We start from the raw sequence: 18,460 nt of genomic DNA, 5'->3' as shown, positions 1-18,460 counted from the left end.
TCCGCTGCTCCACGTCCAACACGCCCTTGACACCACCCCAACCCACCTAACTAACCGGCTTTGGGGTCAACCCCTGAGCTGGTGGGTTGCCCCATCGGATTCTCATGGGGCAACCCACCAGGTGAGGGGTCGACCCCTCAGCTGTGGGCGGAGGGGAAGTCGGTGCGGCGATCAGGCGGGCCGCCCCTCCGGTCCACGCGGGCCCATTTCAGGGGTCAACCCCTGAGTTGGTGGGTTGCCCCATCGGATTCTCACGGGGCAACCCACCGGGCGAGGGGTCGACCCCTGAGCTGTGGGCGGAGGGGAAGTCGGTACGGCGATCAGGCGGGCCGGTCCTCCGGTCCACGCGAGCCCATTTCAGGGGTCAACCCCCAGGTTGGAGGGTTGCCCCCACGGATTCTCACGGGGCAACCCACCGGGTGAGGGGTTGACCCCTCGGATGGCGGGTTGGCGTCAGAGGGGTTGGGCGAGGGACTCCAGGTGGTGTTGCCAGGGGGTGGAGTGGGAGTTGGGGAGGGGGTCGATGGCGGAGTCGGACCAGGCGTGGATCGGGCGGATCCCGTGCAGGGCGTTCACCAGCCACGCCTCCGTGGTGGCTTCGAGATCGCGCGGCGTGATCGGGTGCTCGGCGACCGGGACGCCTTGTGTGGTGGCGATCCGGCGGAGCAATGCGGCCGTGACGGACGGGAGCAGGGGTCGGTCGGAGGGCGGGAAACAGAGGGTGTCGTCCTCCCACCAGGCGAGGGCGGAGTACGCCGCCTCGAGGACGGTGCCGTCCTGGTCGAGCAGGAGGATCTCGTCGGCGCGGTGCGCGGCGGACTCCTTCAGCTTGCCGAGCAGTTCGAGGTCGGGGCCTTTCACGCGCGGACTGACCCGGGGGTCCGGACCTTCGTGGACGATCACGCGGACGCGGCCGCCGATCGGTGGTGCGGGGCGGAGCTGGACCGCCAGTTCGCCGGACGTGTGCAGCTCGAAGCGCGGGAACCAGCGGCCGAAGCCGGGCAGCCGCCGGACCTGCTCGTCCCAGAAGCCCGCGGAATCCACCCCCGCCGCGGCACACGACCGTACGAACCGCTCCCGGTGCAGCTCGATCCCCCGGACCGTGCCGTTGGCGACCAGGAACGAATCCGCCACCTGCAAACCACTCATCTCCCCCACCCTTCGGCCGCGGCGTTCCCGCCTACGGCTGCCGTTGCCTTCAGCACCATTTCGTCGTACTCCGCGACCGGCTCGGAGTCGAGCACGATCGCACCCCCCGCACCGATCACCGTCTCGTCCGGAGTCAGCACCGCCGTCCGGATCACCACACTCAGGTCCGCGCGGCCGTCCACGGTGAGATAGCCGAGCGCACCCGAGTACACGCCGCGGGCGCTCCACTCGAGCTCGTCGAGGATCTCCATCGTGCGGATCTTCGGCGCACCCGTCATCGACCCCGGCGGGAAGCAGGCCCGCACCGCGTCGACCGCGGTCACCCCGGACCGCAGCCGGCCGCGCACCGTGGTGACGAGCTGGTGCAGCGAGCGAGTGGTGTCGACGTTCATCAGCCGCGGCACCTGCACAGTCCCGGGTTCGCTCACCCGGCCGAGATCGTTGCGGATCAGGTCCACGATGATGAGGTTCTCGGCCCGGGTCTTCTCGTCCTCGGCCAATGCCTTCGCGGCCAGCCGATCCAGCGCGGGGTCCGGGTCGCGTGGCACGGTGCCCTTGATCGGGCGGCACTCGGCCCACCCGTCCGCGTCCACGGTCAGGAAGCGTTCCGCTGACGAGCTCGCCACCGCGAGATCGCCGTACCGCAGGAACGCGGCGTACTGCGCCGGGTTAGCCGCCCGCTGCCAGCGGAAGAACTCGAACGGGTCGGGCACCGCCGGCAGCCGGACGCGGTTCGTCAGGCAGATCTCCCAGGTATCCCCCGCCTCCAGAGCGGCCTTGCACGCGGCGATACCGGCCAGGTACGTCGACCGGCCCTGCTCGAGATGTGATTCCAGGTCGAGCGTCGCGATCGCGGGCACCTCGACGCTGCCCATCCACCAGTCGGCGGCCGCCCGCTCCGCCCGCACCAGCCAGTCGTCGCCGGCACCAGGTTCGTCCACCGCGACGAGATAGGTGACCTCGTGGTCGTGATCGATGACGACGAATCGGTTCGCCCAGATCCACAGCGCGTCCGGCGCCGGCGACTCGTGGGCCGCGGCTCCCCCGGTCAGCGCCTTCAACTCGTAGCCGAAATACCCGACGTAGCCACCACTGAACAGCCCCGCCAGCTCAGCAGGTACGTCGGCGGACCGCCCCGCCAGCAACGCGTTCAGCTCGGCGAACACATCGCCATCGGCAACATCCCGTACGACGACTTCCGCGGCCGGGCCCAGCGTCGTACCGAGGACGGAGACGCGGCGGACGGCCCGGTCGGTCAGGCTGCCGTCGAGCCAGAACGCGACGGGTTCACCGGCCAGCAGCTCGCGGTAGACCGTCTCACCGTCGAGCGCCCGGTCAACCGTCCGGACGGACCAGCTCAGCGCACCCACAGGCACACGGTACAGACCGCGGGGCGCGGCGTAAGCCCTGGTTCAGGAACCGCTCAGTGCGAGCTTGGTACGCATCGCGGTGATCCGGCGGATCGGGATCGCGACCTCGAGGCCGTCCTTGGACTCGGCCCGGTCCGCGAGCCACCCGGCCGCGGTGTCGCGGCGGACGTCCGGCGTACCGGGCAGGTAGAGCGCGTTCACCAGCTGGCGGGCGTCGTCGCGGCTGTGGATCGTGTACACGTACCGCTCGCGCTGGCTCTCCATCACGTCGAAACCGGCGTGGTGCAACTGGTCCTTGAGCTCGGTGATCTCACCACCGGCCGGGAACTGCGGGGTCGACCGGAGCCGCGTGGTCAGGCCGCTCAGCGTGCGGATGTCACCGCGCCGCAGCGGCCGCACCGCGGGCACGATTGCGGCCAGTACGCCGCCCCGCCGCAAGACCCGGCCGGCTTCGGCCAGCACGTCGGGCAGCGGCTGCAGGACCATCAGGCCCATCGAGCAGGTGACGACGTCGAAGACCTCGTTCGCGAACGGCAGGTGCAGTGCGTCCGCCTGCACCTTCGGCCCGGGCGCACCGGCCAGCTGGGCCGGGTTGTTGTCGACACCGACGACCCACCGGCCGTGGAGCTCGCGGGAGACCGGACCGTTACCGCAGGCGAGATCCAGCACGCGCTTGGCCTCGCCGGACACCGCACGGACCAGCCAGCGGTACGGCGTATGGTCCCCTGCCACCGCTCGGGACAACAGGGCTTCAGTGCTGCCCGGAGTCGCGGAGTGGAACTCTCGCAGATACTCGGGCCAGTCGATCGCGTTCTCAGACATTGCGGCTAGAGGCTACCTGCTGGGCACCCGACGTACCGCATCGAGTGCTCAGCGTTAACACAGCTTTGAACGTCAGACCCGGCTCACGAAGATGTGGCCGGCCGTCTCGTCGCTGATCACACCACCGGCCTCGCGGCTGCCGACCAGCACGCCCTCGGCGTCCAGGGTCGAGTCCACCTCGCGTCCCGGCAGCGCCCCGGCCTTGCGCAGCACCGCCATCGCGTCGTCGTCGGTCTGCACCGGCTCGGCGATCCGCCGGACCAGCACCCGCACGCTGTCGCCGGTGGCCTGGTCGAGCACCTTGTCCAGCGGCTCGACGCCGATCCGGAACTCGCCGATATCGCTCGCAATACCGCTGGTCTGGAGCTCCTCCAGGCCGGGGATCGGGTTCCCGTACGGGGACTCGGTCGGGTTGTCGAGGATCTTCAGCAGCCGCAGCTCGACCGCGTCACTCATCACGTGCTCCCAGCGGCAGGCCTCCGTGTGCACGTCCTCCCACTCCAGGCCGATCACGTCGACCAGCAACCGCTCGGCCAGCCGGTGCTTGCGCATCACCCGGACCGCCTGCTTGCGGCCGACGTCGGTGAGCTCCAGGTGCCGATCGCCCTCGACCTTGATCAGGCCGTCGCGCTCCATCCGGGCCACCGTCTGGCTGACCGTCGGACCGGACTGGTGCAGCCGCTCGGCGATCCGCGCCCGCAGGGGCAGGATCCCCTCTTCTTCCAGCTCGTAGACGGTCCGCAAGTACATCTCGGTGGTATCGATCAGCTCGCTCACGACACCCATTGTCACCTAATAGGCAAGCCTTACCCAATCGGTGTGGGTACTGCTGAAGGATGCGCGACGTGACAGCGGTGATGTGGTTCCGGCGGGACCTCCGGCTCAGCGACAACCCGGCGTTGCTCGACGCCGTGGCCGCGGGTGGCGGCCGGGTGCTCGGGGCCTTCGTCATGGACCCGCGACTGTGGGATCGCGCGGGCGATCCACGGCGTGAGCACCTGGTGGCGTCCCTGCACCGCTTGTCCGAATCGCTCGCAGGCCGGCTCGTCGTACGGCGGGGTGATCCGGTGGACGTGATCCCGGCCCTCGCTGAGGAGGTCGGGGCGTCCAGCGTGCACGTCAGCGCGGATCACGGTCCTTATGGACAGGCGCGGGACGCGGAAGTTGAAGCCTCATTGAAGTGTCCGCTGGTGGCGACGGGATCGCCGTACGCGATCGCCCCGGGGCGGATCCTCAACCAGCAAGGGCGGCCGTATCAGGTGTTCACGCCGTACTTCCGCGCTTGGCTCGAGCACGGGTGGCGGAAGCCCGTCGACGCCCCGGCGAAGGTCGAGTGGGTGAACGCGGCCGGCGAGGAACTGCCGGACAGCTGCGTGGACAGCGCTGGTGAGCAGGCGGCGCTCGAGCACTGGCAGGAGTACCTGCAGCGGGTTGCGCAGTACGACGACGAGCGGGACCGGCCCGATCTCGACAGCACCTCGCGGATGTCGATCCCACTCAAGTACGGCGAGATCCACCCGCGGACGATGCTGGCCGATCTGGCCCGCGAGCGCTGCGCCGGCGCGGACGCGTATCGCCGCGAGCTCGCCTGGCGGGAGTTCTGCGCGGACCTGCTGGCGCGGCATCCCGAGGCCGCGTGGAAGCCGCTGCGTCCGGAGTTCGAGCGGATGGAGTACGACGAACCCGGCGCCCTGTTCGACGCCTGGTGTGCCGGCCGGACCGGGTTCCCGTTGATCGACGCCGGCATGCGGCAGCTCGCCTCGACAGGCTTCCTGCACAACCGGGTGCGGATGGTGGTCGCGTCGTTCCTGGTCAAGGACCTTCATGTGCACTGGAAGTTCGGCGCGCGCTGGTTCCTGCGGTCGTTGCGCGACGGCGACCTCGCGTCGAACTCGCTGAACTGGCAGTGGGTGGCCGGCTGCGGGGCGGACGCGGCGCCGTACTTCCGGATCTTCAACCCGGTCGGCCAGGGACTGAAGTTCGACCCCGCCGGCGAGTACGTCCGGCGCTGGGTGCCCGAGCTGCGGCACCTCGACGGCACGACCGCCCACGAACCCTGGAAGCACGGCGGCGCCGACGGCTACCCGGACCCGATCGTCGACCACGCCGACGCCCGCCGCGAAGCCCTCCGGCGGTACGACGCCATCCGCTGACACTCTTGACGCGGACTTGAGCTGCACCCCTATAGTACTAGGTAACTAGATGAATGGGGTTGGAGATGATCGAGTTCCATCTGGACGGGCGGTCGGGGGTGTCGCCGTACCAGCAGATCGTTCAGCAGGTCCGGAACGCGCTGCGGCTCGACCTGCTGCGGGAGGGGGACCAGCTGCCGACCGTGAAGGACGTCGTCGCGGTGCTGGCGATCAACCCGAACACCGTGCTCAAGGCCTACCGCGAGCTGGAGCACGAAGGCCTGGTGCAGGCCCGGCCCGGGCGGGGCACGTTCGTCACCCGGACCCTGACCGACAACACGCTGGCCGCCCACGGCCCCCTGCGGCAGGACCTCCGCCGCTGGCTGACCAAGGCACGCAAGGCCGGCCTCGACGACGAGAGCATCGAGGCGTTGTTCCTGACAACCTTTCGGTCCGCCTCCGTGGAGGAGATAGCATGACCGCCGTTCTGCAGGCCCGGGGTCTGGGTAAGAAATACGGCCGCCGGTGGGCGCTGACCGACTGTGACCTTGACGTGCCGGCCGGGCATGTTGTCGGGCTGGTCGGGCCGAACGGTGCCGGTAAGAGCACCCTGCTCAACATGGCGGTCGGGATGCTGAACCCGACCACGGGTTCGGTCGAGGTGCTTGGCGCGCCGGCCGGGACGCAGCAGGCCAAGGTCGGGTACGTCGCGCAGGACACGCCGACGTACAGCCGGTTGAGTGTCGCCGAGCACCTGAAACTCGGCGCTAAGCTCAACCCGGCGTGGGACGATTCCCTCGCCCAGCAACGGATTCAGCACCTCAGGCTCGATCCGAAGCAGCGCGCCGGCAAGCTGTCCGGCGGCCAGCGGGCCCAGCTCGCGCTCACGCTCGGCCTGGCCAAGCGTCCGGATCTGCTGATCCTCGACGAACCGGTCGCGGCGCTCGATCCACTGGCCCGGCGCGAGTTCCTGCAGGACCTGATGGAGGCGGTCGCCGAGCAGGAGCTGAGTGTCGTACTGTCCTCGCATCTCGTCTCCGACGTCGAGCGCTCGTGTGACTACCTGATCGTGCTGGTCGACTCGCGCGTGCAGGTGAGCGGCGAGATCGACACGTTGCTGGCGACGCACCGCCGGCTGACCGGACCGCGGCGCGACGCGAAGGACCTGCCGCGGGACCAGCACGTGGTGACCGAAAGCCACACCGACCGGCAGTCGACGTACCTGATCCGGACCGACCAGCCGATCCTCGACCCGGCCTGGAACGTCACCCAACTCACGCTCGAGGATCTGGTGCTGGCCTACATGGGCCGCGACGTCCAGCCCGAGCGTCCGGTCCTGGAGGTGCAGCGATGATCTGGCTGACCTGGCGGCAGTTCCGTGTGCAGTTCCTGGTGGTCGCGTCGGTGATCCTCGCGGCCGCGATCATCCTCGCCTTCACCGGATCCGGGCTCGCCGACGACTACCGCCGGCTGACGACCCAATTCATCCAGAACCTCGGGTTCCAGCGCCTCAACCCGCTGCTGTACATCGTCGGTCAGGTGTTGCTGTACGCCGCACCACCGGTGATCGGGGCGTTCTGGGGCGCACCGCTGATCTCGCGCGAGCTGGAAACCGGCACCCACCGGCTGGTGTGGAGCCAGAGCATCGGCCGGCGTCGCTGGCTCGCCACCAAGGTGGCGTTCACCGGCCTGACCGCGATCGCGATCACCGGTCTGCTGAGCCTGGCCGTGACCTGGTGGGCCGATCCGATCGACGACGCGATCAACGCCGGGCAGGACTCGAACACCTACCTGCCCCGGATGTTCCCGCCGATCTTCTCCGCGCGTGGGCTGGTCCCGGTCGGGTACGCCGCCTTCGCGTTCGCTCTCGGGGTCGCGGTGGGTCTGGTGGTTCGCCGTACCGTGGTCTCGCTCGCGATCACCCTGGCGGCCGTGATCCTCGTGCAGGTCGTCACTCCGACCCTGATCCGGCCACACCTGCTCGCGCCGACGGAGAAGTACATCGTCGCGACCGCCGACAACATCCGTGGCTTCGGGCTCAGCGGCGACGGTCCGAATCCACGGGTGATTCAGATGGAGGTCGCGTCCGGAGCAGTCGGCGCGTGGAAGCTGTCCGACAAGACCGTGGACAAGGCCGGCAAGACCGTGAGCTCCCTGCCGAGCTGGGTGATCGACTGTGCGCCAAGGCCTCCCGCGGCGGACGGCGCCACCGTGTCGAGCCAGGGCAGCGTGTCGGACAAGGCCGCCGCCTGTTACCAGCGGCTGGCCGACGAGGGGTACCGGCAGCACATCAAGTACTTCACCGCGGACCGGTTCTGGGCGCTGCAGTGGCGGGAGTTCGGGTTGTTCCTGCTGGCCGCGTTCGCCTTGATCGGGTTCAGCTTCTGGCGGATCCGGCGCGACCTGTCCTGACGGCTCGCACGATCACGGCGAGCGCGAGGAGTGCGGCGGCCGCCACAGCGGAGGTCCAGGGGAGGGTGACCGCGAGGACGACGCAGCCGACCAGGCCGATCACGTTGAGGGCGCGGGGCCAGCGACGTTGATCGGCCGGTTGGGTGAAGGCGGACGCGTTGGCGATCGCGTAGTACAGCAGGACACCGAAGGACGAGAAGCCGATCACGCCCCGCAGATCGGTGGTCAGCACCAGGACGCCGACGACCACGGCGAGCGCGATCTCGGCGTGGTGCGGGACCTGGAAGCGCGGGTGTACGGCGGCCAGCCAGCCGGGCAGATCGTGGTTGCGGGCCATCGCGAGCACGGTGCGGCCGATGCCGGCGATCAGCGCGAGCAGCGCGCCGAGGCTGGCGACGGCCGCGCCGACCCGGACGATCGGGGACGCCCAGGCCGCGCCCACGGTGTCGACCGCGGCGGCGAGGGGCGCTGCGGTCGACGCCGGGTCGAGGACTCGCAACAGCGCGACCCCCACCGCCAGGTAGATGCCGATAGCAACTAGTACGGCGATACTGATCGCGCGCGGGATGGTCCGCGCCGGGTCACGGACCTCCTCACCCATGGTCGCGATCCGCGCATACCCGGCGAAGGCGAAGAACAACAGTCCGGCTGCCTGCAGAACGCCGTACGGCGAGGCGCCGGCGAGCGACGGCAGGTCACGGTGCGGCTCGCCGGTGAAGAGGACGATCAGCACCAGGGCAAGCACCGCCAGAGTGCAGGCGACGAGGATCCTGGTGAGCCGCGCGGTTCTGGTCACGCCGCGATAGTTGACCGCGGCTAGGGCGATCACAGCCGCGAGCGCGAGAAGTCGTTGCAGCCATTCGGTGCCCGGTACGACGTAGGTGGCGAACGTCAGCGCCATCGCGGCACACGACGCCGTCTTCCCGGCCACGAAACACCAGCCGGCGGCGAACCCCCACCACTCGCCCAGCCGCTCGCGCCCGTACACGTACGTACCGCCCGAGACGGGGTAGACCGCGGCGAGCTGCGCCGACGACGCGGCGTTGCAGTAGGCAACGACCGCCGCGAGCGCCAGCCCGATCAACAGTCCGGAGCCCGCGGCCTGGGCGGCCGGCTGCCAGACCGCGAACACTCCGGCGCCGACCATCGAGCCCAGCCCAATCACCACCGCATCGGTCACACCAAGCCGCCGTATCAAACCGGGCTGAGCGCCGGAGGCCGGCAGTGGCTCGGGCCGCGGGCCGCGGGGGTCGGTCGAGCTCACGTCAGCTGTCCGCCGCCAGCGCCGCGGCGATCTTTCGCTCGGCATCGGCCACGACCTCCTTGGGTGCTTCGGGCAGCAGGTCGGCCCACAGCGGCAGCATCTCCCGCCGGGCCTCGAGCATGCCCAGCGGGCGGGGGAAGAACCACACGTGGAAGTGGGCCGAGCCGTCGCCCCAACGATAGACATGCACCCGCGCGATGTCGCCCAGCGCCAGGATCGCCCGCTCGATCCGGGCGACGACCGGACCGTAGCTCGCGGCGACCGGGTCGGGCAGGTCGGCGAAGGAGTCGTGATGGCCCCGGCTGGCCAGCCAGACCACCCCGGGAATCGTGACGCCGGTGGCCCGGCACAAAGCCCAGTTCTCGTCGACCCAGAGCGGCGGCTCGTGCTCGGACTCGTCGTCATTCGCCAGCCACTTGCACAGGCCACACGGGTCGCCACCGGGCTCACCGACCCGGGGCGGCTCGGGGACCACGCGGGGCTGCGGCTCGAGCCGGGTCAGCGGTTCGGCGTAGGGAAGAGTCATGGCGGTCCTCCAAAGCTTGTCGGTGCCGCCAGTGAAACACGACCGTTGCAGAATTCGCAACGGGTATGTTTCAGAAGCTCACCACGCCACGGAGTACGAGATCGAGGGTGAGCCGACGGGACCGGGTCCGGGACCAGTGGTGCCGGCCGCGCATGTGCACGTAGGTCAAGGCGGCGGACACCATCAGCACCTCGGCAACGTCGCTGACCCGGCCGTGCGGATGCAGCGTGCCGTCCGCCTCACCCTCGCGCAGGAACCGCTCGAACGGATCGAGGAACGACACCGGGCCGTTGCGCGCCTGCTCCTGGTGGAAGACGAGGTCGGACGAGAGCATCAGGGGCAGATGCCGATCGATCACCTCGAACAAGGCTTCCACCGCCTTCACCAGGCCCTCGCGTCCCGAACCGGACCCGGCCAGTACCGGCCACATGGTGTCCCGGTAGTCCTCGGCCAGCGCGTCGAGCAGCGCGTTCAGCAGCAGCTCGACGGTCAGCCCCTGCCGCCACAGGGTGACGCGGGAGCGGCCGACCTTCTCTGCCACCCGCTCCAGTGTGACGCCGGACCAGCCGTGCTCGCCGAGTACGGCGATGGTCGCCGCGCGCAGCGTCTCGTCCACCGCGATCGTCATCGGCCTCACCCCGCACTCTTGTGCAACATGGTCGTTGCATTGCACCATGACCCTATCAAGCCGCGAGGAGGACGAGTGGACACCACGATCGAGATCCGGCTGCGGTTCACCGCCCAGGAGCAGGCCGGCCTGACCGCGCTCGCCGCCGGGCTGCGCGAGGTCGCCGAGTCCGAGCTCACCGAGGAGGACGCGCTGGTGGCGGCGATGGAGCTGGCGCTCACCCGGTTGATGGAGGATTTCGAAGTACCGGACCCGGAAGCCCGCGAGCAGGTGCGGCTCGCCCGTGACAACCTGCGCGCCCACTGGGTGCGGGGCAGCGCATCGTTGGGGTAGTGCTCAGACCGCCCTGAGGACTCCGAGCAGCCGAGCGACCTCGGCGGCCACAGCGTCGCGGGCCGGGCCTAGGTACTTGCGAGTGTCGACCAGCTTCGGGTTGGCGGCCAGGACCTGGCGGACCGAGGCGGTGAAGACGTTGTTGAGATGAGTGGCGATGTTGACCTTGGTCATGCCGGACTCGACCGCCCGGGTCAGGTCGGCGTCCGCGACACCCGAAGAGCCGTGCAGGACCAACGGCACCGCGACGGCGGCCTTGAGGTCCGCGATGAGGTCGAAGTCGAGTTGCGCCGTCCGTTCGGTCATCGCGTGCGAGGAGCCCACGGCGACCGCGAGTGCGTCGACGCCAGTGGCCTCGGCGAAGGCGACGGCCTCGTCGGGGCGGGTGCGGGCGCCGGGCGCGTGGACACCGTCCTTGCCCCCGACCTCGCCGATCTCCGCCTCGACGAAGACGCCGTGGTCGTGGCAGTACGCCGTGACCTCGGTCGTTGTCGCGACGTTATCGGCGTACTCGAGTTTCGAGGCGTCGTACATCACCGAGGTGAAGCCCAGGGAGACCGCCTCGGTGACCAGGTCGCGGTCCATCGCGTGGTCGAGGTGCACGACCACCGGGACGGAGGCGGCGGCCGCGGCGGCCAGCGTCGCGACTCCGATCGGCTTGAGCGCGCCGTGATACTTCACCGCGTTCTCACTGATCTGCAGGATCACCGGCGCGCCGGCCTGCTCGGCACCCGCGATCAGCGCGGTCGCGTGCTCGAGCTGGATCACGTTGAACGCACCGACCCCGCGACCGGCCTTGGCGGCAGCGAGCACGACCTCGGCTCCGGATACCAATGGCATTGAACTTCTCCCTAGCTAAGACGTGACCGGAGGTGCCCCGGGCGGCGAGTTGACGGTGACCTGGGGTTGCCAGCGGCGGTACGCGGCGAGATCGATGTCCCCGGCAACGGGTGTCAGCACCGCGGCGGCGGATGCGGCGACGGCCGACTTGAGTACGACGGACCATTCCGGCTCCGGCGATTCCGCGACGGCTGCCGCGACCACTGCCGTACAGGCATCGCCCGCGCCGGTCGGGTTCCCGCTGACCTGCTCAACTGGCAACGCGCGCCACACACCCTTGTTGCTTGCAGCAACCATCCCGCGAGCGCCGTCGGTGATCACGGCCGCGGTCGCGCCGAGCCCGACCAGTTGCCGGGCGCCGTCCTCGACCGTCGTGTCCCCGAGCGCTTCCCGCAGCTCCGCCGCGTTCGATCGCACCACCGCACCGGCCTTCGCGGCCGCGGTCAGCGCCGCACCGCCCGCGTCGATCACGGTCAGTACGTCGTGGTGCCGCGCGCGGACCGCGAGTTCGGCGTACGCGTCGGCCGGCAACCCGGGCGGGAGACTTCCCGAGCAGGCGAGCACACCCAGCCGCCCCCACGGCATCCGGTCGCCGAACGCGCGCCACTCGTCCCCACTCACCGACGGACCGGCTTCGTTGAAGATCGTCGCGTCCCCGTCGGCGCCGCTGACGATGGCAACGGTACGGCGGGTCTCGCCGGCGATCGGGGTCAGCAGGGCGGTGAGCCCGGCGTCGAACAGTTCCTCGGCGACCAGTTCCCCGGTGATCCCACCGACGAGCCCGAGCACGAGCACCTGATGCCCGAGCGTCGCCGCCACCCGCGCGACGTTCACACCCTTGCCACCGGCCCGCCGGCGGATCGCGGCGACGCGATGACTTCCGCCGACCACGAGCGAGTCGACCTCGTAGGTGACGTCCAGCGCGAGGTTGAGGGTGACGGTCCCGATCAGTCCAGCCACGAGCCGGCCCGCATCACCTTCTGAACGGCGTACGCGTCGTCCAGCAGCACCAGGTCCGCCCGTTTCCCGACCTCGATCGAGCCGACGTCGTACCAGCCGAACGTCTGCGCCGGGGTCGTCGAGGCCATCCGGGACGCGTCCACGAGCCAGACTCCGGCCGTCACCGCGTTGCGGTAGGCGACGTCCATCGTCAGGGTGCTGCCGGCAATCGAGTGCTTGCCGTGGGCCAGTGTCACCAGGCCCTCCTTGACGTCGACTGCGAGACCGCCGATCTGGTAGCGGCCGTCCGGCATCCCGGTCGCCTCCATCGCGTCGGTGATCAGCGCGATCCGGTTCACCCCGGCGGCCGCGAGCGCGACCCGGACGACCCGCGGATCCACGTGCAGGCCGTCGTTGATCACCTCGAGCAGCAACCGCTCGTCGTTGATCGCCGCGCCGACCGGACCGGGGTCGCGGTGGTGGAACGGCCGCATCCCGTTGAACAGGTGCGTCGCCACCCTGGCACCGGCGTCGGCTCCGGCGATCATCTGCTCGTACGTCGCGTCGGTATGCCCGAGCGCCGCCACAGCGCCAGCGTCGACCACCTGACGGATCGCCTCCAGGCCGTTCTCCAACTCCGGCGCGATCGTCACCATCTTGACCGCGTCGCTCAGCACCTTCGCCACGTCGTCCTTCAGCGGCGGCCGCAACAACGTGGGCTCGTGCGCGCCGCATCGGGCCTCGGACAGGAACGGACCCTCCAGGTGGACGCCGGCGATCACACCGTCCTCGATCAGCTCCGCGAGACAAGCCGTCTGCGAGACCAGGTCGTCGAGCGGCGACGTCACCAGGCTGGCGAGGGTGGTCGTCGTACCGTGCTTGGCGTGGAAGGCCGCGACCTTGCGCGCCTCCTCCGGATCGGTGGTCGAGTACGTCGACCCGCCGCCACCGTGGGTGTGGATGTCGACGAACCCCGGCACCACCGTCACGTCACCGAGGTCCTCGGGCCGCTTGCCGTCGGCCGGCATCCCGTCCGCGCGGCGGCCGAACGCGCGGATGTCCTCGTCGACCACCTGGATCCAGGCGTTCTCGAGAACGTCGTCCGGCGTAACAACCCGGCCCACGCGGTAGGTCGTCATTCGGTCTTCCCCTTTTCGTCGGCCTCTACGCGGTCCCAGGCCATCCGGGCAGCGCCGATGAAGCCTGCCTCCTCGCCCAGTACGGCGGCGACGATCTCCGGCTCGCGCTGGAACGTCAGCCGCGCGTGGATCCCGTCGCGCAGCGGCTGCAACAGCGTCTCGCCCGCACCGACCAGTCCACCACCGATCGCGATCCGGGTGGGCGCGACCAGGGTCGTGTAGAGGACGAGTGCGTCGACCAGCACCCGCAGCGCGTCGTCCCAGACCTGCGCGGCGTCCGGGTCGCCGGCCGCGAGCAGCTCCAGCACCTCCCGCGCGCCGTCCACGGTCCGGCCGGTGCGGGCGCCGTACCGGCGGGCCAGGGCGGCCGCGGAGGCGACCGTCTCGAGGCAGCCCCACTGGCCGCAGGCACAGAGCTCGGCGGCGTCGCCGTGGATGAACCTCGTGTGGCCGAGCTCGCCGGCGTACCCGTCGCCGCTGACCAGGGAGCCGTCGATCACCATCGCCGCGGCGATACCGGTGCCGAGCGGGAGGAACATCGAGTTCGTGGTGCCGACCAGGGCGCCCTGGCGGAGTTCGGCGTACCCGCCGCCCCGGACGTCGTGGGCGAGCACGATCGGTACGTCGTCCCCGACGGCGGCCATGATCTCGGCCAGCACCGGCATCCCGACCCAGGCCAGGTTCTCGGCGCCGACAGTGCCGGTCGCGGCGTCGATGACGCCGGGCACGACGACGCCGATGGCGCGCACGATATGGCCGTCGGCAGTCGCCTTCTGGCCGAGTTCGACGACGGTTTCCAGCAGCGCGTCGAGCACGGCGCGGCCCCCGGCCTCCCGGGGCGTGGGCCTGGTCTCGCGGTGCAGCACGGCACCGTCGGCGGCGACCAGGCCGCATTTCATCCGGGTTCCACCGAGATCGACGGCAACCACGACTTCACAGGGGTCCACGGAGCGCCATTATGCAGCGTTACCAGGCAGTCCGAACATCCATGAGCAATCTTCGGACACTTCCGACCAGACCAGTGGCCCTCCTGGTTCAGTTGCGTCCGGAATCCGTGGGCAGGGTGCCACGGGTTTCGGACGCCTCCGGATCAGGACCGTAGGCCGCGGTCGAAGGCCGCCACGAGGAACGTGATCAGGTCCTCGGCGAGCTTGCCGGGATCCTCGGTCTCCGTGACGCCAGGTGCTCGCGATAGCGCCTGCGACTGGTGCAGGGCGAGCAGGCCGAGCATGTTCACGAACCCGAACGCGACCGCCTCGTGCGTCGCGTGCGGCAGCGCGGCCTGGAGCGCCGCCAGGTACCGCTTCTCGACCGGATCGGATTCGGCCGCGTACAACTCGCGAATCCGCTGGCTCGGATCGAACGCGATCCGGCCGATGAACCGCGCGACCACCGGACCGCGCTCGCCGCGGCGCAGGACCAGTTCCAGGCCGGGCTCGATGAACGCCCGGATCAGCTGCTCCGGTGCCGGCAGCCCACTCGCCTCCAACTGGTCCAGCCGGCGCCGCCGTTCGGTGTTGATCGGCGCCATCGCGCGGGCGACCGCCGCCCGCAGCAGTGCTTCCTTCGAACCGAAGTGATAGTTGACCGCGGCGATGTTCGCCGCCGCCGCGACCGTGATGGCGCGCAGCGATGTTCCCTCGTAACCCCCTTCTCCGAATCGTTGCTCCGCGACGTTGAGCAACCTCTCCCGGGTCGATTCGACCGGTGTCTCCACAGAGTTCTCCTTCCCCCCGGCCACTGCTTGCTCAGGCACCCCACCTGCTCACTCGCCGTAGCCTGCAGTCAGCATAGTTCAAGCGGTCGTTTGAACTGGAGGGCTCAGCCCGGTAATCTCCGAGAATTCCTCAGATTTCTCTGAAACTCCTTCCTTCCCACGGTTCTGGGCACTCACACTTCCTCTTCGTCAGCATCTTCGGCCGGAGAGCGGCTCCGCCGGTCGCGATCACAATCCGTCGCCATGCGGTCGGCGTGCGTGACTGGTACTAGGGTCGGGGCCCATGAATCTGGTGCGGATCGAACGGCGGTTTCAAGGACCGGAGCGGTCGGGCAACGGCGGGTACGTCGCCGGTCTGGTGGGAACCGCGTTGGCCGGGAAGATCGGGCCGGACATGGTGCCGAAGGTGACGTTGCGGATGCCGCCGCCGTTGGAGAAGGAGCTGGAGCTGACCGCGGATGCCGACGGCGCGCGGCTGCTGGATGCGGACAGCCTGGTGGCCCAGGCCGTGCCGGTCGACGGCGACTTCCTCGCGGACGCGACGATCGATCCGGTCCTGCCGGAAGAGGCCCGGGTGGCGGAGGCGGCGTACCGCGGGCTCACGGATCACCCGTTCCCGACGTGCTTCGTGTGCGGGCCGGCCAACTCACGCGGTCTGCAGCTCAAGCCGGGGCCGGTCGGCGACGGGCGTACGGCGTGCACCTGGAAGCCGGCCGCCGACCTGGCGCGCCACGACGGGCTGGTCGACGAGATCTTCCTGTGGTCCGCCCTGGACTGTCCGGGCGGCTGGACGATCGACCTGGAGGGCCGCCCGTCGGTCCTCGGGCAGCTGACGGCCTGCATCGACGCGCGGCCCCAGGCCGGCGAGGAGTGTGTCGCGCTCGGCCGCTACCTCGGCGAGGACGGCCGCAAGACCTTCACCGCCAGCACCCTGTACGACGCCGACGGCCGGGTACTCGCCCGCGCCCGGCACACCTGGATCACCGTCGACCCAGCGGCCTTCAACTAGCGGGTGCGCGCGGCGTGGGCGCGGACCTTGGCGCGGTTGCCGCAGGTGGCCATCGAGCACCAGCGACGGCGTCCGCGCGGATCGAGGAACAGCCAGCCGCACGATTCCCCCGGGCACACGCGCACGTGTGCCCGGGACGGACCGGTGAGCAGCTCACCCGCGAGCAGCGCGAGGTGGTCGAGCGGCTGGGCGAGATCCTCCGGCAGCTCCCACCCGGCGCCCTCGTCCGTCGGCACCAGACGCCGCCGCCCGGACGCCCGCTCGATCACCCGCGCCACCGCCTCGAACGACCCATCGGTCGCCTCGCCGGTCAGGACGTCGTACAGGTCGACCCTGAACTCCAGCGTCGCGTTCAGTCGCCGCGCCGCCTCGGTCGGCCTGCCGCCGGCCTGCTCGATCAGCCGGAACACGGTCGCCGGCCGCAACCGGCCGACGTACGAGGTCCAGATCAGGAAGGCCTCGTACGACGTCAGCCACTCGGTCCGGGCCGGGCCACGGGTGGTCCAGTCGGACCGGGTGTTGACGAAGTCGAGCACCGGGTCCATGCCGACCGGCTTGGGCAGCACGACGCCCTGCACCAGCTCGAGATGTGACGGCAGGCCGTTCATGGGTCAGCGCGGTTGTTCGGTCGTAGTGGGGGTGGTCGGTGTGGTCGGCACCGGGATGCTGACGTTGCCGTTCTGCGGGATGACCATGAACTGGATCTTGCCCGACTCGATCGCGGTCTTCAGCAGGTAGCCCTGCGCCCCGAGCATCGCGACCTGCTGCTTGACCGACTGCAGCTCGACGTTGACCTGCTGGTTCTTCTGCTCCTGGGTGGCCTTGGCCAGCTCGGCGCGCTGCTTGGCCTCCAGGCCGTCGATGATGCCCTTGTCCAGCGGCGTCGGCTTCTGGATCGTGAACGACAGCTCGCCGCAGTCGTTGCTGCCGTTGTACGACGGTCCGCAGAAGTAGTCGCCGCCGACGGCGGCCGGCAGCAGCCGGGTGAACTCCTGGGCCGCCGCGGTCTGGAAGGTGGCCTTCTTCGACTCGTTGTTGTAGAGCTCGGCCCAGCCGTAGTTCGTCGCGACCGCGGCCAGCGCCCGGTCGATCTGCGGGCGGAAGTAGCTCTGCAGCATGTCGTTCCAGCCGCTCTCCTCGTACGCCTCGGTCTTGAGGCCGATCCGCTCGTGGAAGGACTTGATCACGTCCTTGTCCCGGTTCAACGTGAAGTAGACCTGGACCCGGACGCCGAGCCGGACGTTGTCCTTGCTGACCACGGTGACCTCGTCGGCCGCGTCGGTGTCGGCGGCGTCACCGCCGATGATGTACGAGCGCTGGTCGATCGGGTAGGTGTACAAGGTGTCGCCCGGGCCGATCAGCTTGTTCGTCGAGCCGGGCGGGATGATCGATTTGAACTTCTTGGCCTCGACCACGCCGCCGCCGTAGTGCAGGCCGATCCGGTTCGTGTCGGTGCTGGCGAAGTTGAAGATGCCGGCCAGCACGATGATCACGATCACCACGAGGACGATGCCGCCGATCACCTTCGCCTTGACGCTGCCACCACCCTTCGGCCTGATCGCCGCGGCGGCGTTCCCCAGTTTTGCCATCAGTCGTCGAGCTCCTTGCGATCAACTAGTCGCCGGATGTCGGCGAGAGTCAGGTCTGCGGTGACCGCGACGTCCCGCGGCACCGACGGATGCGAGCTGAGCGTACGCAGGCCCTGCTCGGCAGCCGCGACCGCCCGTTCCAGCGTCCTGACCTCGTGCATCAGCGCCCGATGTTCGGCGTTGACCTCGGCCAGGGCCTGCTCTGCCAGGGCGGCCCGGCGGTACGACGCCCACGCGAACCAGCCGGTTCCGACCAACAGCACGATCACCGGGAGACCAAGTCTGATCATGGCTCCGATTGTCGTTCATCCGTGGGCGAAAACCGGTTGAACCTGGGACCAGGGGACAGTAAGTTCGCAGTACACGCGAAGGGAGGTGGTCCAACGCATGAATTGCTATCGGACTCGTGAGGTGGCGGCGGGTTGACCGCCAACCACTAGTTAAGTGGGACAGCGCTTTATTGCGTTGAACCGGGGTCGGCCAATTCAACGCCAGCCACCGGGCCCGCGGGCAGTCAGGTCAGTCCGCCTGACCCAGAGTTTCGGCCACCCGGTCGCGTTCTGGAAGCGCCCGCGGGCTTTTTACTGCCCT

At 69.7% G+C, this 18,460-nt stretch carries 21 protein-coding genes; 6 read left to right on the top strand and 15 right to left on the bottom strand.

What is annotated here, in order from left to right; translation table 11 throughout:
• Positions 1-453: 453 nt before the first annotated feature.
• The 4 genes from ACXC9Q_RS02130 to ACXC9Q_RS02115 all read right to left on the bottom strand — a co-directional run bounded on the left by ACXC9Q_RS02130 (position 454) and on the right by ACXC9Q_RS02115 (position 4,127).
• The gene (locus tag ACXC9Q_RS02130; RefSeq protein ID WP_457054755.1) at positions 454-1,149 is read right to left on the bottom strand and encodes an aminotransferase class IV; all 696 of its coding nucleotides are present in this window, start codon (positions 1,147-1,149) and stop codon (positions 454-456) included.
• Positions 1,146-2,519 carry an aminodeoxychorismate synthase component I gene (pabB, locus tag ACXC9Q_RS02125; protein WP_457054754.1) on the bottom strand — a complete coding sequence of 458 codons (1,374 nt, stop codon included), beginning with the start codon at positions 2,517-2,519 and terminating at the stop codon, positions 1,146-1,148. Before pabB ends, ACXC9Q_RS02130 begins: the two co-directional genes overlap by 4 nt.
• Before the next feature lie 42 nt (positions 2,520-2,561).
• Positions 2,562-3,341: a class I SAM-dependent methyltransferase gene (locus ACXC9Q_RS02120; protein ID WP_457054753.1), complete on the bottom strand. Its 780-nt coding sequence runs from the start codon at positions 3,339-3,341 to the stop codon at positions 2,562-2,564.
• A gap of 72 nt (positions 3,342-3,413) precedes the next feature.
• A complete protein-coding gene (locus tag ACXC9Q_RS02115) occupies positions 3,414-4,127 on the bottom strand; it encodes a metal-dependent transcriptional regulator (protein WP_457054752.1) in 714 nt (237 codons plus the stop codon).
• Between the two features lie 50 nt (positions 4,128-4,177).
• Between ACXC9Q_RS02115 and ACXC9Q_RS02110 the strand changes: the two genes are divergently transcribed.
• The 4 genes from ACXC9Q_RS02110 to ACXC9Q_RS02095 all read left to right on the top strand — a co-directional run bounded on the left by ACXC9Q_RS02110 (position 4,178) and on the right by ACXC9Q_RS02095 (position 7,885).
• Complete coding sequence (locus ACXC9Q_RS02110; protein ID WP_457054751.1) at positions 4,178-5,494, top strand: cryptochrome/photolyase family protein; 1,317 nt, start codon at positions 4,178-4,180, stop codon at positions 5,492-5,494.
• A 65-nt stretch (positions 5,495-5,559) separates the two neighbouring features.
• Entirely contained in the window at positions 5,560-5,952 is a 393-nt protein-coding gene (locus tag ACXC9Q_RS02105) for a GntR family transcriptional regulator (RefSeq protein ID WP_457054750.1), read from the top strand.
• Positions 5,949-6,827 (top strand): ABC transporter ATP-binding protein, encoded by an 879-nt coding sequence (locus ACXC9Q_RS02100; protein WP_457054749.1) that lies wholly within the window; start codon positions 5,949-5,951, stop codon positions 6,825-6,827. The genes ACXC9Q_RS02105 and ACXC9Q_RS02100 overlap by 4 nt, the downstream gene beginning before the upstream one ends.
• The gene (locus ACXC9Q_RS02095) at positions 6,824-7,885 is read left to right on the top strand and encodes an ABC transporter permease (protein WP_457054748.1); all 1,062 of its coding nucleotides are present in this window, start codon (positions 6,824-6,826) and stop codon (positions 7,883-7,885) included. Before ACXC9Q_RS02100 ends, ACXC9Q_RS02095 begins: the two co-directional genes overlap by 4 nt.
• On the opposite strand, the gene ACXC9Q_RS02090 is transcribed toward ACXC9Q_RS02095, so the two are convergent.
• The 3 genes from ACXC9Q_RS02090 to ACXC9Q_RS02080 all read right to left on the bottom strand — a co-directional run bounded on the left by ACXC9Q_RS02090 (position 7,851) and on the right by ACXC9Q_RS02080 (position 10,303).
• Positions 7,851-9,065 (bottom strand): APC family permease, encoded by a 1,215-nt coding sequence (locus tag ACXC9Q_RS02090; RefSeq protein ID WP_457054747.1) that lies wholly within the window; start codon positions 9,063-9,065, stop codon positions 7,851-7,853. The genes ACXC9Q_RS02095 and ACXC9Q_RS02090 overlap by 35 nt on opposite strands.
• 85 nt (positions 9,066-9,150) lie before the next feature.
• Entirely contained in the window at positions 9,151-9,675 is a 525-nt protein-coding gene (locus tag ACXC9Q_RS02085) for a hypothetical protein (RefSeq protein WP_457054746.1), read from the bottom strand.
• Positions 9,676-9,745: 70 nt separating this feature from the next.
• On the bottom strand, positions 9,746-10,303 hold the full coding sequence (locus tag ACXC9Q_RS02080) for a TetR/AcrR family transcriptional regulator (protein ID WP_457054745.1): 558 nt from the start codon (positions 10,301-10,303) through the stop codon (positions 9,746-9,748).
• 75 nt (positions 10,304-10,378) lie between these two features.
• On the opposite strand from ACXC9Q_RS02080, the gene ACXC9Q_RS02075 reads away from it, so the two are divergent.
• A complete protein-coding gene (locus ACXC9Q_RS02075) occupies positions 10,379-10,636 on the top strand; it encodes a hypothetical protein (protein WP_457054744.1) in 258 nt (85 codons plus the stop codon).
• 3 nt (positions 10,637-10,639) lie between these two features.
• On the opposite strand, the gene ACXC9Q_RS02070 is transcribed toward ACXC9Q_RS02075, so the two are convergent.
• The 5 genes from ACXC9Q_RS02070 to ACXC9Q_RS02050 form a co-directional block, all read right to left on the bottom strand.
• Positions 10,640-11,476: a class II fructose-bisphosphate aldolase gene (locus ACXC9Q_RS02070; protein WP_457054743.1), complete on the bottom strand. Its 837-nt coding sequence runs from the start codon at positions 11,474-11,476 to the stop codon at positions 10,640-10,642.
• Between the two features lie 15 nt (positions 11,477-11,491).
• Positions 11,492-12,436, bottom strand: coding sequence for a 1-phosphofructokinase family hexose kinase (locus tag ACXC9Q_RS02065; protein WP_457054742.1), 945 nt, complete (start codon positions 12,434-12,436; stop codon positions 11,492-11,494).
• Positions 12,424-13,554 (bottom strand): N-acetylglucosamine-6-phosphate deacetylase, encoded by a 1,131-nt coding sequence (gene nagA / locus ACXC9Q_RS02060; protein ID WP_457054741.1) that lies wholly within the window; start codon positions 13,552-13,554, stop codon positions 12,424-12,426. The genes ACXC9Q_RS02065 and nagA overlap by 13 nt, the downstream gene beginning before the upstream one ends.
• Positions 13,551-14,501 (bottom strand): ROK family protein, encoded by a 951-nt coding sequence (locus ACXC9Q_RS02055; protein ID WP_329481845.1) that lies wholly within the window; start codon positions 14,499-14,501, stop codon positions 13,551-13,553. The genes nagA and ACXC9Q_RS02055 overlap by 4 nt, the downstream gene beginning before the upstream one ends.
• Positions 14,502-14,644: 143 nt before the next feature.
• Entirely contained in the window at positions 14,645-15,271 is a 627-nt protein-coding gene (locus ACXC9Q_RS02050) for a TetR family transcriptional regulator (RefSeq protein ID WP_457054740.1), read from the bottom strand.
• Positions 15,272-15,554: 283 nt separating this feature from the next.
• Between ACXC9Q_RS02050 and ACXC9Q_RS02045 the strand changes: the two genes are divergently transcribed.
• Positions 15,555-16,280 (top strand): PaaI family thioesterase, encoded by a 726-nt coding sequence (locus ACXC9Q_RS02045; RefSeq protein ID WP_457054739.1) that lies wholly within the window; start codon positions 15,555-15,557, stop codon positions 16,278-16,280.
• On the opposite strand, the gene ACXC9Q_RS02040 is transcribed toward ACXC9Q_RS02045, so the two are convergent.
• The 3 genes from ACXC9Q_RS02040 to ACXC9Q_RS02030 are packed head-to-tail and all read right to left on the bottom strand — an operon-like array spanning position 16,277 to position 18,159.
• Positions 16,277-16,888 carry a CGNR zinc finger domain-containing protein gene (locus ACXC9Q_RS02040; RefSeq protein ID WP_457054738.1) on the bottom strand — a complete coding sequence of 204 codons (612 nt, stop codon included), beginning with the start codon at positions 16,886-16,888 and terminating at the stop codon, positions 16,277-16,279. The two genes, ACXC9Q_RS02045 and ACXC9Q_RS02040, sit on opposite strands and share 4 nt — an antisense overlap.
• 3 nt (positions 16,889-16,891) lie before the next feature.
• The gene (locus ACXC9Q_RS02035) at positions 16,892-17,869 is read right to left on the bottom strand and encodes an SPFH domain-containing protein (RefSeq protein ID WP_457054737.1); all 978 of its coding nucleotides are present in this window, start codon (positions 17,867-17,869) and stop codon (positions 16,892-16,894) included.
• Positions 17,869-18,159 carry a hypothetical protein gene (locus tag ACXC9Q_RS02030; RefSeq protein ID WP_457054736.1) on the bottom strand — a complete coding sequence of 97 codons (291 nt, stop codon included), beginning with the start codon at positions 18,157-18,159 and terminating at the stop codon, positions 17,869-17,871. Before ACXC9Q_RS02030 ends, ACXC9Q_RS02035 begins: the two co-directional genes overlap by 1 nt.
• Positions 18,160-18,460 lie beyond the last annotated feature (301 nt).

The organism is Kribbella sp. CWNU-51 (assembly GCF_054073265.1).
The sequence above is the reverse complement of the archived record's forward strand: the minus strand, read 5'-3'. Positions and strand labels throughout refer to the sequence as shown.